Origin of the sequence: Xanthomonas cannabis (assembly GCF_040616535.1) — a bacterium.
Taxonomy (GTDB): domain Bacteria; phylum Pseudomonadota; class Gammaproteobacteria; order Xanthomonadales; family Xanthomonadaceae; genus Xanthomonas; species Xanthomonas cannabis.
Window position 1 is genome coordinate 1,783,990 of record NZ_CP136580.1, and the last position, 14,655, is coordinate 1,798,644.

Here is a 14,655-nt window from a genome sequence, read left to right on the forward strand (position 1 = left end):
CTCGTCAGCGGAGCAAGGGCGTCTTGCTGACGAGGGTAGGGAGTCTCCTCAGTGGAAAGGAACTCTCGCAAGCGCGCGACGGTCGTGCTGCCACGCGTCATCACTGCCGCCGCCTTCGCACCGGCGTGGCGGCACCACGCGCGCTGCCGGCCCCGATCAGGCGCTCTGCAACAGCTTGCGGGCAGCCGCACGGGCTTCCTTGCTCACTTCCACGCCGCCGAGCATGCGCGCCAGTTCTTCCTGGCGGGCCTGCGGGCCGAGCAGTTCGACCGCGCTCTGGGTCATGCCGTCCACCGGTGCCTTGCTGACCCGGTAATGCGCGTGGCCCTTGGCCGCAACCTGCGGCAGGTGGGTCACGCACAGCACCTGGCGTTCTTCGCCCAGGGCGCGCAGCTTTTGCCCGACGATATCGGCCACCGCGCCGCCGATGCCCGAATCCACTTCGTCGAACACCATGGTCGGCACGCTGTCCAGGCCGAGCGCGGCCACCTCGATGGCCAGCGAGATACGCGATAGCTCGCCGCCGGAGGCGACCTTGCGCAGGGCGCGCGGCGGTTGCCCGGCGTTGGCGGCTACCAGGAATTCCACCCGCTCGGCGCCGTTGGGGTCCGGCCGGGCGCTGTCGTGTGGCTGCAGCTGGATCAGGAATTGCCCACCGCCCATGCCCAGTTCGCCGATCAGGGTGGTGGTGGCGGCCGACAGGGCCTCGGCGGCGCTCTGGCGGCTTGCGCTGAGCACGCTGGCCGCACTGCGCCAGACGCCGGTGGCAGTGTCGATGTGCTTGTCCAGCTGCTGCAGGCGCTCGTCGGCGCCGCGCAGGCTCTCCACCTCGGCGCTCAGGTGGTCGCGGTGGGCGGCCAGCTCGTCCGGGGCAACGCGATGTTTGCGCGCCAGGTCGTGCAGCCGGCCTAGGCGGCGTTCCATGGCCTCGAACTGGGCCGGGTCGGCGTCCAGGTCGTCGCGCACGCGGTCGAGCAGGGCCAGTGCCTCTTCGATCTGGATCACGGCGCTGTCCAGCAGTGCGTCCACCTCACCCAGGCGCGGTTCGTGCTCGGCCACGCGGGCCAGATCGTGTCGACTGTCCTGCAACAGGCCCAGCGCGCTGGCGCCGTCGTCGCCGTTGAGCTGTTGGGCCACGCTGTCGCAGGCGCCGATCAGCGCGGTTGCATGGGCCTGGCGGCGGTGATTGACGTCCAGGGCGGCGATCGCGGCCGGGTCCAGGTCCTCGCGTTCCAGTTCGGCAAGTTGGTGCTCGAGGAAGCCGATGCGGTCGGAGACATCGCCCTGCGCCGACAGCGCGTCGCGCTCGTCCAGCAGTGCCTGCCAGCGCTGGCTGGCCTGGCGCACCTGCTCGCGCTGGGCGCTGTTGCGGGCATAGGCGTCGAGCAGGGCGAGCTGGCTGTGGCGGGCCATCAGGGCCTGGTGTTCGTGCTGGCCATGGATTTCCACCAGCCGGGAGGCCAGCTCGGCCAGTTGCGAGGAGGTGACCGGGCGGCCGTTGATCCAGGCACGCGAGCCGCCGTCGGCGCGGATGATCCGGCGCAGCTGGCACTGGGCATCGTCATCCAGTTCGTTGTCGGCCAGCCAGGCCAGGCCGGGGTGCTCGGCCGGCAGCTGGAATTCGGCCGACAGTTCGGCGCGGTCGGCGCCGTGGCGCACCACGCCGCTGTCGGCGCGCAGGCCGGACAGAAAGCCCAGCGCGTCCACCATCAGCGACTTGCCGGCGCCGGTTTCGCCCGACACCACGGTCATGCCCGGCCCGAATTCCAGTTCGGTGGCACGGACAACGGCGAAATCCTTGATCGAGAGGTGTCTGAGCATGGGGTCGAGTGTGAACGCTTTGGGGAAGCTTAGGGTGGGAGGGGCAGACGGGGAATCAGGCGCTTGCCATCCCCGGGGCCAGACATTATCTATGCCCAGTCTCACCGGATGATCCCATGCGCGCGTCCCAGTCCCCAATGCTCGATCCCCGCGCCCGCCAGTTGCTGCGCACGCTGATTGCGCGCTATATCCGCGACGGCGAGCCCGTGGGGTCCAAGACCCTGGCCCAGCATGCCGGGCTGGATGTCAGCCCGGCCACCATCCGCAACATTCTTGCCGACCTGGAAGACGTGGGCTTGCTCAGCTCCCCGCACACCTCGGCCGGGCGCATTCCGACTGCACATGGCTACCGGGTCTTCGTTGACAGCCTGGTGCAGATGCAGCCGCCCGGCGAAGACGAAGTGCGCCGCCTGCGCGCGGAGCTGGCCAGCGGCAACGGCACCCAATCGTTGCTGGGCAGCGCCTCGCAGATGCTGTCGGCGATGAGTCACTTCGTCGGGGTGGTCAGTGCGCCGCGGCGCGAGCAGTTTGCGTTCCGGCATATCGATTTCGTGGCGCTGGACGCGCGCCGGGTGCTGGCGATCCTGGTGTTTGCCGACAACGAGGTGCAGAACCGGGTGATCGAGCCGCGCCGCGCCTACGAGCCCGCCGAGCTGGAACGGGTGGCCAATTACCTCAATGCGCAGTTCGCCGGGCGCGCGCTGTCGGACATCCGCGTCAGCCTGCTGCGCGAGCTGCGCATGGCCAAGAGCGAGATGGAGCAGCTGCTGGCGCACAGCGTGGACCTGGCCAGCGAGGCGCTGGTGCCGGCCGATGCCGACGACATGGTGATGGCCGGGCAGACCCGCCTGATGGGCGTGCAGGACCTGTCGGACCTGGACCGGCTGCGCGAGCTGTTCGAGGCCTTCGCCAGCAAGCGCGAGATCCTGCAGTTGCTCGAACGCACCATCCAGGCGCCGGGCGTGCGCATCTTCATCGGCGAGGAAACCGGCATGGTGTCGCTGGACGATGTCTCGCTGGTCACCGCGCCATACACCGCCAACGGCCAGGTGCTGGGCGTGCTGGGCGTGATCGGTCCCAAACGCATGGCCTATGACCGGGTGATTCCGCTGGTGCAGACCGCCGCCGAGGTGCTGGGCGCGGCCATGGAGCCGCCCGGCGCGCGATAACCGGCGGCGATCGGCGCGATTGTTTGCTTGAAACGCGCGCGAGCGCCCACATACGGGGTGACGTTGGGGCGGGCGTTCCGCTTGCCCGGGAACTGCACATGAACCAAGACCACCCCGAATTCGACTCCGAAGACCTGTCCCAGAACCCACCCGAGACCGATCCGCTCAAGGCCGAGATCGAGTCGCTGCGCAGCGAGATCGCGTTGGTCAAGGCCGACGCCCTGCGCGAGCGCGCCGACCTGGAAAACCAGCGCAAGCGCATCGCCCGCGATGTCGAGAACGCCCGCAAGTTCGCCAACGAGAAGCTGCTGGGCGAGCTGCTGCCGGTGTTCGACAGCCTGGACGCCGGGTTGACCGCCGCCGGCAGCGAGCCCAGCCCGCTGCGCGATGGCCTGGACATGACCTACAAGCAATTGCTCAAGGTCGCTGCCGACAATGGCCTGACCCTGCTCGACCCGGTCGGCCAGCCGTTCAACCCCGACCAGCACCAGGCGATCAGCCAGGGCGAGGCCGAAGGCATCGCGCCCGGCCACATCGTGCAGGTGTTCCAGAAGGGCTACCTGCTCAACGACCGCCTGCTGCGTCCGGCCCTGGTGGTCGTGGCCAAGCACGACTGACCGGCAGCGCCCGGCTGAACTGCCAGGCGCGCCGGTGAAACACAGATGCGCACGGATGGCTTGAACACCTGCGCACCACCCCCACATCTCAGCCAGACCCGGCGTCGCCGGACACAGCTACAGAATCATCAGGAGCGTATCCATGGGCAAGATCATTGGTATTGACCTCGGCACCACGAACTCGTGCGTGGCGATCATGGACGGCGGCAAGGCCCGCGTCATCGAAAATTCCGAGGGCGACCGCACCACGCCCTCGATCGTCGCCTACACCAAGGACGGCGAAGTGCTGGTCGGTGCCTCGGCCAAGCGCCAGGCGGTGACCAACCCGAAGAACACCTTCTACGCAGTGAAGCGCCTGATCGGCCGCAAGTTCACCGACGGCGAAGTGCAGAAGGACATCTCGCACGTGCCGTACGGCATCCTGGCGCACGACAACGGCGATGCCTGGGTGCAGACCAGCGATGGCAAGCGCATGGCGCCGCAGGAAATCTCCGCGCGCGTGCTGGAAAAGATGAAGAAGACCGCCGAAGACTTCCTCGGCGAGAAGGTCACCGAAGCGGTCATCACCGTGCCGGCGTATTTCAACGACAGCCAGCGTCAGGCCACCAAGGACGCCGGCCGCATCGCCGGTCTGGACGTCAAGCGCATCATCAACGAGCCGACTGCGGCAGCGCTGGCCTATGGCCTGGACAAGAACGGCGGCGACCGCAAGATTGCCGTGTACGACCTGGGCGGCGGTACCTTCGACGTCTCGATCATTGAAATTGCCGAAGTCGATGGCGAGAAGCAGTTCGAAGTGCTGGCCACCAACGGCGACACCTTCCTGGGCGGCGAAGACTTCGACAACCGCGTCATCGAGTACCTGGTCGACGAATTCAACAAGGACCAGGGCATCGACCTGCGCAAGGATCCGTTGGCGCTGCAGCGCCTGAAGGACGCCGCAGAGCGCGCCAAGATCGAGTTGTCGTCCAGCCAGCAGACCGAAGTGAACCTGCCGTACGTCACTGCCGACGCCTCGGGCCCGAAGCACCTCAACATCAAGTTGACCCGTGCCAAGCTCGAAGCGCTGGTGGAAGACCTGGTCAAGAAGTCGATCGAGCCGTGCCGCACCGCGTTGAACGACGCCGGGCTGCGCGCCAGCGACATCAACGAAGTGATCCTGGTCGGTGGTCAGACCCGCATGCCGAAGGTGCAGCAGGCGGTTGCCGATTTCTTCGGCAAGGAACCGCGCAAGGACGTCAACCCGGACGAAGCCGTGGCCGTGGGCGCGGCGATCCAGGGCGGCGTGCTGGCCGGCGACGTCAAGGACGTGCTGCTGCTGGACGTGACCCCGCTGTCGCTGGGTATCGAAACCATGGGCGGCGTGTTCACCAAGATCATCGAAAAGAACACCACCATCCCGACCAAGGCGTCGCAGACCTTCTCCACCGCCGAAGACAACCAGTCGGCCGTGACCGTGCATGTGTTGCAGGGTGAGCGCGAACAGGCCCGCTTCAACAAGTCGCTGGCCAAGTTCGACCTGTCCGGCATCGAGCCGGCGCCGCGCGGCATGCCGCAGGTGGAGGTGTCCTTCGACATCGATGCCAACGGCATCCTGCACGTGTCGGCCAAGGACAAGAAGACTAACAAGGAACAGAAGGTCGAGATCAAGGCCGGTTCGGGCCTGTCGGACGAAGAGATCCAGCGCATGGTCGCCGACGCGGAAGCCAACCGCGAAGAAGACAAGAAGTTCCAGGAGCTGGTGCAGACCCGCAACCAGGCCGATGGCCTGATCCACGCCACCCGCACCGCGATCACCGAGCATGGCAGCAAGGTCGGTGGCGATGTGATCGGCAAGGTGGAAGCGGCGCTGTCGGATCTGGAAACCGCCATGAAGGGCGACGACAAGGCGCAGATCGAAGCGCGCAGCAAGACGCTGGAAGAAGCCGGCCAGTCGCTGTACGCCGCGGCTGCCGCAGCAGAGCAGGGCGGCAACGCCGATGCGGCCAACGGCAATGCGCAGGCCTCCAAGGCCGCCGACGACGTGGTGGACGCCGAGTTCACCGAGGTCAAGGACGACAAGAAGTAAGCCGTGATTTGGGAGTCGGGAGTGGGGATTCGCACGCCGCCGTGCGGGTGAGTCCCCACCCCGATATCCTCTACGCGTCGCGTCGCCAGGGCGGAACAGCACATGCTGTCCGCTTTCGCGTTTCAACGAATCTCAAATCACGAATCCCGAATCCCGGCTTATGAGCAAACGCGATTATTACGAAGTGCTGGGCGTGGCCCGTGGCGCCAGCGACGAAGAGCTGAAGAAGGCGTATCGGCGTTGTGCAATGAAGCACCACCCGGACCGCAACCCCGGCGACGCTGCTGCCGAAGCGGCGTTCAAGGAATGCAAGGAAGCCTACGAAGTGCTGTCCGATGGCAATAAGCGTCGTGCCTATGACGCGCACGGCCATGCGGCGTTCGAGCACGGCATGGGCGGTGGTGGCGGGCCTGGTGGCCCGGACATGGGAGATATCTTTGGCGATATCTTCGGCAATATTTTTGGCGGTGGCGCCGCCGGTCCGCGCGCTGCGCGACGTGGTGCCGACGTCGGTTACGTCCTGGAACTGGATCTGGAAGAAGCCGTCGCCGGCATCGAGCGACGCATCGAGATCCCAACCCTGATCGAGTGCACGCCATGCCATGGCAGCGGCTCGGAAGACGGCAAGGTCGAGACCTGTGGTACCTGCCATGGACGCGGCCAGGTCCGCATCCAGCGCGGCATCTTCGCGATGCAGCAGAGCTGCCCGCATTGCGACGGGCGCGGCACGTTGATCCAGAACCCGTGCAAGACCTGCCACGGGGCAGGGCGCGTGGAAGAGGACAAGGTGCTGTCGATCAAGGTGCCGGCCGGCGTGGATACCGGCGACCGGATTCGTCTGGCAGGCGAGGGCGAGGCCGGTCCGGCCGGTACACCGCCGGGCGATCTGTATGTGGAAGTGCGCGTGCGTGAGCATGCGATCTTCCAGCGCGATGGCGACGACCTGCACTGCGAAGTGCCGATCCGCATCTCGCAGGCGGCGCTCGGCGATACCGTCCGCGTGGCGACCCTGGGCGGCGAGGCGGAAATTCGCATCCCGGCCGAAACCCAGACCGGCAAGCTGTTCCGCCTGCGCGGCAAGGGCGTGCGCTCGGTGCGCAGCCGCAGCGAAGGCGATCTGTATTGCCGCGTGGTGGTGGAAACCCCGGTCAACCTCACCGCCGATCAACGTGAGCTGCTGCAACAGTTCGAGGCCACGTTCACCGGTGAGGATGCGCGCAAGCATTCGCCCAAGTCGGCCACCTTCATCGATGGCGTCAAGGGTTTCTGGGACCGTATGACGTCGTAAGCGACGTCTGTCTCGCGGGGAGCGACAGGAGACGCCATGCGTCTCCCTTCTCGCGGCAAGACCTCATTCCTTCTCCCATCGGGAGAAGGTGCCCGAAGGGCGGATGAGGGCGAGCCTGCAGGGCATCCGTAGCTCGCGGTCGATGACGCAATCGTGTCCTCTGCACTGCCAGAACGCGGCAGAAAAACGATCTTCCTTCTCCCAACGGGAGAAGGTGCCCGAAGGGCGGATGAGGGTGCGCATGCACGGCATCCGTCGCTCGCGGTCGATGACGTAATCGTGTCCTTCGCAACGCCAGAAAACGGCAGAAAAACGATCTTCCTTCTCCCATCGGGAGAAGGTGCCCGAAGGGCGGATGAGGGTGAGCCTGCAGGGGCATCAGCCGCTCGTCCCTCAATCGATGGCCAAACGTGGCAGCCACTCACCTCGCATTACCATGGACACGCCAGGCGCGGTCGTGGCAACGCTCAACGGCGTTCGGTATGGCAATGCATCGAGCAGCTGCCATCTCGTGCCATCCCTACACGCCGGATCACACTGATCCACTACCCGCATATCCGCTCACGCGTTGCGGAGGATAATGGCGTCATCTCTACGAAGACGGCCACCCCATGAGCGATGCAACCGACAGCCACCTCGTCCACGGTCGCCGCCAGCGCCCCGACGGTCCTTCGCCGATCGATGTGATCTCGGTGCAGTCGCAACTGGTCTACGGGCACGCCGGAAATAGCGCTGCGGTGCCGCCGCTGCGCGCGCTGGGGCTGCGTGTGGCCGAAGTGCCGACGACGCTGCTGAGCAATGCGCCGTTTTACGCCACGTTGCGCGGCCGCATCCTGCCGGCGGACTGGCTGGCCGACCTCCTGCTCGGCGCCACCGAACGCGGCCTGCCGCAGCGTGCACGCATATTGGTGTCCGGCTATTTCGGCAGCCTGGCCAACGGCCAAGCCTTCGCCGATTGGCTGGAGCAGACCTTTCCGCAGGCGCCGCAGCTGCGTTATTGCCTGGACCCGGTGATTGGCGACACGCACACCGGTCCCTACGTCGAACCGGGACTGGAGCGCGTCTTTGCCGAACGCCTGCTGCCGCACGCCTGGCTGGTGACGCCCAATGCCTTCGAACTGGGGCGTTTGACCGGCATGCCCAGCCTGGAGCAGGGCGATGCCATCGCCGCCGCACGTGCCTTGCTGGCACGCGGGCCGCAGTGGGTGCTCGCCCACAGTGTGGCCGGTGCAGCAGGCGAGCTGGTCACCCTGGCGGTCAGCACGGAAGCGGTCTATCGCTGGGCCAGCCCGCATCTGCCGGTGGACGTGGCCGGCACCGGCGATGTGCTGATGGCCTTGCTGATCGGCTTGTTGCTGCGCGATGTACCGTTCGAGCAGGCGGTGGGCCATGCGCTCAGTGGCGTGCACAGCGCACTGGAAGCGACTTTGGCCGCGGGGTACGAAGAGTTCGACGTGCTGGCTGCCGCGCCGGCTGCGCTTGCGGCATCGCCGCGTTTTGCCGTCGAGCGCCTGGCATGATTCCCCAGCCGGTCGTCGGCATCGTCGGCATTGCCGGCGCGTACGGACGCTGGCTGGCGCAGTTCCTGCGCACGCGCATGCAGCTGGAAGTGATCGGCTTCGATCCTGCCGACAGTGGCGGCATCGACGAAGCCACCCTGGCGCAGCGGGCGGACGTGCTGATTTTTTCCGCGCCCATTCGCCACACCGCCGCCTTGATCGAGCGCTATGTCGCGCTTGCCGGCGCGCGCGCGGCATCGCAGCTGTGGATGGATGTCACCTCGATCAAGCAGGCGCCGGTGGCGGCGATGCTGGCATCGCCGGCCGAGGTGGTCGGCCTGCATCCGATGACTGCGCCACCCAAGTCGCCCACGCTGAAGGGGCGGGTGATGGTGGTATGCGAAGCGCGCCTGCAGCGCTGGTCCACGTGGGTACAGGCCTTGTGCACGGCCCTGCAGGCCGAATGCGTCTACGCCACGCCCGAGCACCATGACCGGGTAATGGCGCTGGTGCAGGCGATGGTGCATGCCACCCATCTGGCACAGGCCGGCACCTTGCGCGATTACGCGCCGCTGCTGGGCCAGTTGCAGACCTTGATGCCGTATCGCTCGGCATCGTTCGAGCTGGACACGGCGGTGATCGCGCGCATTCTCTCGCTCAACCCCGCGATCTACGAAGACATCCAGTTCGGCAACCCGTACGTGGGCGAAATGCTCGACCGCTTGGTTTTGCAGCTGCAACAGCTGCGTGCACTCGTCGCGCAGGGCGACGATGCCGCACGCGTGCAGTTCCGGGCCCGGTTCCTGTACGACAACGCGCAGGCCCTGCAACACGACGCGTTGGCCGCCGGCAACTACACCTACGAACGGGTGGGCTATCTGCTGGCAGATCTCACCGAGCCGTTGACCCTGAGCGTGTACCTGCCGGAAGACCAGCCTGGTTCGCTGCGCGCGCTGTTGCATGTGTTCGAGCAGCATGGGGTGAATCTGTCGTCGATCCATTCCTCGCGTACGCCGGTGGGCGAGTTGCACTTCCGGATCGGCTTCGAGCCCGACAGCGACCGGGTGGCGCTCACCCAGGCCGCGAGCGAGATCGACCGCAGTGGCATCGGGCGCGTGTTGGAACGGTCGGATCGCGCCATCGGTTGAAGCACTGTCGGTTCACGGTCCGACGTTTGTGGCAATCACCGTAGCGCACTCGAGCGTGCACATGCGCCGCGCAGTTGTTCGGTGCGCTAAGACAGCGCCTACGCGAGGTAACAGGGGCCGGCAACGGTTTCATCCACACAGGGTGTGGATGAATGCTGCACAAGCATGTGGATAACCGGGCGCAGCCCTTGCACAGCAAGGGCTGCCGGTTGGCTGGTCAAAAAATGATCAACACCGTCTCAAGGCATGGAAAGCTGCAGCTCGCCGCCTTCGGTCACGAAACGCTGGCCTTGCCGCTGCAGATGGCGGCCATCGGGCAGCTCATACCGCGGCGCGGCGTGCGTTTCGGATGTGGATGCGTGCTCGTCGCGGAACTCGATGATGACGTACGGCTCGCCATCTGCACCAATCGCGGGAAATTGCCGGAAAGACATAGGCACCTCCGAAAGAGTCGAGGGTTGCAATGCGGATCATCGGCCCGCACCACCAGCGCGTGCTGGCATGCCGAGCATGCGTAGCCACGTGTTACCCAGGCGTCATTGCGCAATCCGGTGACGGCGGGAAGGTCGAGCCCGCTGGGCGCGCTGCTATGTCATGCGCGCGCGGCAACGCTGCAGCGGACGATGTGCACCTTCACACCACCGCCGGTCGCGGCAATGACGCGGGACCGCCAATAGCGATGGCGCGGAAACTGGGTGTCTGCAGCACGCGGCTATGCGGGCGCTTGCCAAGGCCGCGCACACAATCGCTTGCGCGAAAGAACCTCAAGACCCGGGTGGGCAGGGGCGCCATGCAGTGCCTGGCGCCCCTGCCAAAGCGCCACGCGTCAACGGCTCAGTTGCAGCGCGTCCCGGTCGGCCGTTGCCGCGGCCAGTTCGGCGCGTGCCGACGCGATGCGCGCCTGCGCATCGATCAGGCGCACGCGCGCGTCGTTGGCGGTTTCCTCGCGCTGATTGACCAGGAAGAAATCGCCCGAGCCCAGCTCGAAGCGGCGTCGCTCCGCGGCAGCGAGGCGGTCGGCCAGGCCGCGTTCTTCGTCGGCGATCTTGGCCAGGCGCTCGGCGGCATTGAGCGAGATGACGATGGATTCCACCTCCACCGAGATCTGGTCGCGCAGGAAACGGCTGCGTTGGTCCAGCGACTCGATCTCGGCGCGCGCTTCGGCCACGCGGCCCTTGGCGGAGCGATTTTCCAACGGCACGCTGAAACGGAACCCGATGATCGCATCGGTCTGCGAGCGGTTGGGGCCACCCACGCCCGGGTCGCCCAGATCCTTGCTGACCTCGAAACTGACATCCAGCCGTGGCTTCAGATCGTTCTGCGCCAGCATCAGTCGTGCGGTGGCCTGATCGATGCGGGTCAGCACGGCGCGGTAATCCGGGCGTTCCACCGGCGCGGTGATCTTGCTGGCACCGGCCAGCCCTTCCAGCGCGGAGGTGTCGGCCGGCAGACGCTCGGTGGAGACGATCAGCGGCATGCCGGCCTCGTCGCGCAGATACAGCGACAACGCGTTGGCGGCGTTGGCAAAGTCCTGCTCCGAGCGCACCACCAGGGCGCGACGGCGAACCAGGTTCTGGTCGTTCTCGGTCAGCAGGATGGTTGGGCGCGCGCCCAGCGTGACCTGCCGCGAAATCGCGTTGCGTCGCCGCTCGGCCAACTCCAGCAGGTCCTTGTAGGCGCGCAACTTCAGCCCGGCTGCCACCCAGCTCTGGTAGGCATCCACGGCGCGGCGCTGCACGCCGATCGCCACCATTTCAGCTTCGTACTGGGCCACATCGATGTCGGCGCTGGCGACGCTGCGACGGGTGCGGCGTTCGTCGACCACGCGGTCGCGCAGCAAGGCATACAGCGCCCCGACCTTCACTTCGCCGCCGCGGTCGGTATAGGACTTGTCTTCGTAGACAGGAAACGACCCACGCGACGAGCGGTAGCCACCGTAGTAATAGCCGCCGTTGTTCTCGAACGGCCGCTTGACGCCGGTTTCGATGGTGCTGCCGTCGTAATAGCCGGCCTCGCGTGAGCGGCCCTCGATATCGAACACGGTGTCGAACGCACCGTCGGCGGAGATGCCCTTGCCTTCGGCCTGGCGCACCTTTGCCAGCGCTTCGACGATCTGCGGTGCGGAACGGGCAGACGATTGCAGCACCTCGTCCAGGCTCAGCGGCGCGGCCTGGGCGAATGCCGCACCGGGGCACAGTGCGATCAGCAGGACAAGCAGACGGTGCCTCATTTCTTGCCCGTCTCCTCGTCTTCGGACTTGGAGGCGGCGGGCTTGGCCTTGCCATCCTCCTGCGTGGTCGCGGCGGGGCGGCGGCCAAATTCCAGCGGGAAGTTGTTGAGCTGGCGCCACAGTTCGTAGCCCACCCGCACCGTTTCGCCCTGCACCCAGCCGCGCACCTTGCCGCCCTGGCGGGCGAATTCCTGCGCCGGCCATGCCGGTTTGCCAGGCTGCGGTTCGACCAGGATGCGGAACAGGCCGTCGGGCGCGGCGTTGGGGTCGATGGCGCGCACGCGGCCGTCGAACATGCCGTGCGCCACCGACGGCCAGCCGCTGAACTGGATCGCCGGCCAGCCTTCGAACTCCAGCCGCACCGGGCGGCCGGGACGGATCAGCGGCACATCGCGGCCGTCGATATACAGCTCCACCGCGCGCTCCACGCGCTCCGGCGCGATCACCGCCAGCACCGTGCCGGGCGAGACCATGGCGCTGCCGCTGGCGGCGTTGAGTTGCTGCACGCGGCCATCGCGCGGCGCGCGCACCAGCTGCGCGGACTGGCGGTTCAACTGGATGTCGATGCGGGTCAGCTTGGCGCGCGACTCGGCCAGCTTGGCGTCGGCCTCGGCCACCTTGATCTGGGTCAGCTCGTAGTCGCGGCGGCCGGCCAGCCCTTCGTCCAGCAACTGCTTGCTGCGCGCGACATCAATGCTGGCAACCGCGCGTGACTGCTGGATGGCGGTGATCTCCGCCGCCACCTGCGCGCGCTCGCTGGCCAGGCGGGCGAGCAGATCCGGGTCCAGGTCGCCGACGCGGGCGATCGGGTCGCCCTTGGACACATGCTGGCCATCGTGCACGTACCAGCGCTCGACCCGGCCGGGCACGAAGGCGGTGACCTGTTGCTGGCGATCGCCGGGATCGAGCGAGACCACCTGGCCCTTGCCGCTGGCAGTCTGCACCCAGGGGGCGAACGCCAGGATGGACGCAGCGATGGCAACGCCGATCAGCAGCATCCACGCCAGCACCTTGGCGATGCTGGGCGGCCGCATGGACGCCAGGGTAGGGAAGTGCGCGATCCGGTCAGGGGCGTGCTGCATTGTCTGCCTCCTGGGTGGATGCGATCAGTTCGGCGCGGGTGGCGTAACGTTGCTGGCGCTCGGGCTCCAGCCGGAACCAGCCATCCAGGGTGATGTCCTCCGGCCGGCCGGTGCACAGCAGGACGGTGGTTCCGGCCTCCTTCAAGCGGCGCAGCACCCGGGTCAGGCGCTCGGCGGGCAACAGGTCGTACAGCTGCGACAACATCAGCACGCGCGGGCGCACCAGCAGCGCATTGGCCAGCTTCAGCGCCATCACCTCGCCGATCCACAGCGGGAAGCCGGAAGCAGCAAGCCGGGTGTCCAGGCCCTGCGGCAGCGCGGCGATGCGCGCGCGCAGCCCCACCGTGTCGATGGCTTCGAGCATCGCTTCGGACGTCACATCGGCCGAGGCCATCGCCAGGTATTCGCGGATGGTGACCTCCACGATGGTCGGGCGATCGAGCACGGTCACTTCCGAACGCAGCAGGTACATGTCGAAGGTGGCCATGTCGGCGCCGCCCACCATCACCAGGCCGCGATCGGGTACCACGTGCCGCTTGAGCACCATCGCCAGCAAGCGCTCGGCGCCGCCGTCGGCCAGCGTCACCAGCTGCTCGCCGGCGTCCAGGGCGAAATCGAACCGCGCCCCTTCGATCACCACGCCATCCAGCCGCACCGCGCTGTTGCCGGGCGTCTTGCCGGCCGCGGCCACCGCGCGTTCCTGGGGGATGGCGTACAGCAACGACAGTTCTTCTGCGCTGGCGACCAGGTCGTAAAACACGTCCAGGTACGAGCCCAGCTGCGCAATGCCGTAGAACACTGCGCTGAGGATCAGCTCGGCCGCCACCAGCTGGCCGATCGACAATTCGCCGCGCAGGATCAGGCTGCCGCCCAGCGCCAGCAGCGCCGCGCTGGCCACCGCATAGGTCAGCAGGAACGCCACGGTCTGGGTGAAGGTGTAGCGGAAATGACGCCGATGCTGTGCGACGTAGGCAGCGGTGACCGCCTCGGAGCGGTCCATCGCGAAATTGAGGTGGCGGCTGGATTTGTAGAAACCGTTGGAGCCGCCGACGCTTTCCAGCCAGTGCGCGGCATTGTGCTTGGCGTGGCTCAGCTCGACCGCGGTGCGGATCGAGCCGCGCGACCAGATCATCCAGATCGAGAAGATGGTGAGCAGCAGCAACGCGTTGAAGCCCAGGAAAAACGGGTGGTAGAAGCTGGTGACGATCAGGCCCACCGCCGATTGCAGCACGATGGTGAAGGCGCCGACCGCCAGGCTGGGCACGGCCTTCTGCACCACCACCAGATCGAAGTAGCGGTTGAACACGTCGCCACGGTTCTGGTCGGCGAAGAACGGGTTCTGCGCGTGCACCGCACGCACGGTGATCTCGGCCACCACCCGCGCGAACAGGCGGCGCTCGAACAACGCCATCATCCACACCCGCATGGCGCTCAGGCAGGTCACCAGCAGCAGCAACCCCAGCAACAGGCCCGACAGCGTCCACAGCGGGGTGGGCAGCGCGGTGTTGGCAACGCTGTTGATCAGCAACTGCACCGAGATGGGCGTGGCCAGCGACAGCAAGCTGATCGCAACGCCGTACACCATGGCAAGACGCACATACGGCATGTCCGGCCCGACGATTTCCGCCAGCCAGCCCACCGCTTCCCGCCATCCGATCCGCTTGGCCGCCATTCGCTATCCGTTGATGAGTTCAGTAAAACATTGACGAGTTGCCGGCCCTGGAACAAGGCCG

At 66.8% G+C, this 14,655-nt stretch carries 12 protein-coding genes; 6 read left to right on the plus strand and 6 right to left on the minus strand.

The genetic code is table 11. From position 1 onward, the window contains the following. Nucleotides 1–156: 156 nt before the first annotated feature. Nucleotides 157–1,821 (minus strand): DNA repair protein RecN, encoded by a 1,665-nt coding sequence (gene recN, locus RZV17_RS07670; RefSeq protein WP_039403283.1) that lies wholly within the window; start codon nucleotides 1,819–1,821, stop codon nucleotides 157–159. Nucleotides 1,822–1,958: 137 nt separating this feature from the next. Here recN and hrcA point away from each other — a divergent pair, with 137 nt between their 5' ends. The 4 genes from hrcA to dnaJ all read left to right on the plus strand — a co-directional run bounded on the left by hrcA (nucleotide 1,959) and on the right by dnaJ (nucleotide 6,963). Further along, nucleotides 1,959–2,990, plus strand: coding sequence for a heat-inducible transcriptional repressor HrcA (gene hrcA, locus RZV17_RS07675; RefSeq protein ID WP_039403282.1), 1,032 nt, complete (start codon nucleotides 1,959–1,961; stop codon nucleotides 2,988–2,990). Between the two features lie 98 nt (nucleotides 2,991–3,088). Then, nucleotides 3,089–3,607, plus strand: a complete 519-nt coding sequence (gene grpE / locus RZV17_RS07680) for a nucleotide exchange factor GrpE (RefSeq protein ID WP_047696740.1) — start codon at nucleotides 3,089–3,091, stop codon at nucleotides 3,605–3,607. A gap of 142 nt (nucleotides 3,608–3,749) precedes the next feature. After that, entirely contained in the window at nucleotides 3,750–5,675 is a 1,926-nt protein-coding gene (gene dnaK, locus RZV17_RS07685; RefSeq protein WP_355608364.1) for a molecular chaperone DnaK, read from the plus strand. A gap of 160 nt (nucleotides 5,676–5,835) precedes the next feature. After that, nucleotides 5,836–6,963, plus strand: a complete 1,128-nt coding sequence (gene dnaJ, locus RZV17_RS07690) for a molecular chaperone DnaJ (RefSeq protein ID WP_047696736.1) — start codon at nucleotides 5,836–5,838, stop codon at nucleotides 6,961–6,963. Between the two features lie 63 nt (nucleotides 6,964–7,026). Here the strand turns inward: dnaJ and RZV17_RS07695 are convergent, their stop codons facing one another. Continuing rightward, nucleotides 7,027–7,206, minus strand: coding sequence for a hypothetical protein (locus RZV17_RS07695; RefSeq protein WP_355608367.1), 180 nt, complete (start codon nucleotides 7,204–7,206; stop codon nucleotides 7,027–7,029). Between the two features lie 368 nt (nucleotides 7,207–7,574). Between RZV17_RS07695 and pdxY the strand changes: the two genes are divergently transcribed. Continuing rightward, the gene (pdxY, locus tag RZV17_RS07700; RefSeq protein WP_355608370.1) at nucleotides 7,575–8,483 is read left to right on the plus strand and encodes a pyridoxal kinase; all 909 of its coding nucleotides are present in this window, start codon (nucleotides 7,575–7,577) and stop codon (nucleotides 8,481–8,483) included. Continuing rightward, entirely contained in the window at nucleotides 8,480–9,610 is a 1,131-nt protein-coding gene (locus tag RZV17_RS07705) for a prephenate dehydrogenase (protein WP_355608373.1), read from the plus strand. The genes pdxY and RZV17_RS07705 overlap by 4 nt, the downstream gene beginning before the upstream one ends. Before the next feature lie 239 nt (nucleotides 9,611–9,849). Here the strand turns inward: RZV17_RS07705 and RZV17_RS07710 are convergent, their stop codons facing one another. The 4 genes from RZV17_RS07710 to RZV17_RS07725 form a co-directional block, all read right to left on the minus strand. Next, entirely contained in the window at nucleotides 9,850–10,044 is a 195-nt protein-coding gene (locus RZV17_RS07710) for a hypothetical protein (protein ID WP_166743246.1), read from the minus strand. A gap of 392 nt (nucleotides 10,045–10,436) precedes the next feature. Further along, nucleotides 10,437–11,840, minus strand: a complete 1,404-nt coding sequence (locus RZV17_RS07715) for a TolC family protein (RefSeq protein WP_355608377.1) — start codon at nucleotides 11,838–11,840, stop codon at nucleotides 10,437–10,439. Next, entirely contained in the window at nucleotides 11,837–12,922 is a 1,086-nt protein-coding gene (locus RZV17_RS07720; RefSeq protein ID WP_039403259.1) for an efflux RND transporter periplasmic adaptor subunit, read from the minus strand. The genes RZV17_RS07715 and RZV17_RS07720 overlap by 4 nt, the downstream gene beginning before the upstream one ends. Next, the gene (locus RZV17_RS07725; RefSeq protein WP_047696729.1) at nucleotides 12,906–14,594 is read right to left on the minus strand and encodes an ABC transporter ATP-binding protein; all 1,689 of its coding nucleotides are present in this window, start codon (nucleotides 14,592–14,594) and stop codon (nucleotides 12,906–12,908) included. Before RZV17_RS07725 ends, RZV17_RS07720 begins: the two co-directional genes overlap by 17 nt. Nucleotides 14,595–14,655 lie beyond the last annotated feature (61 nt).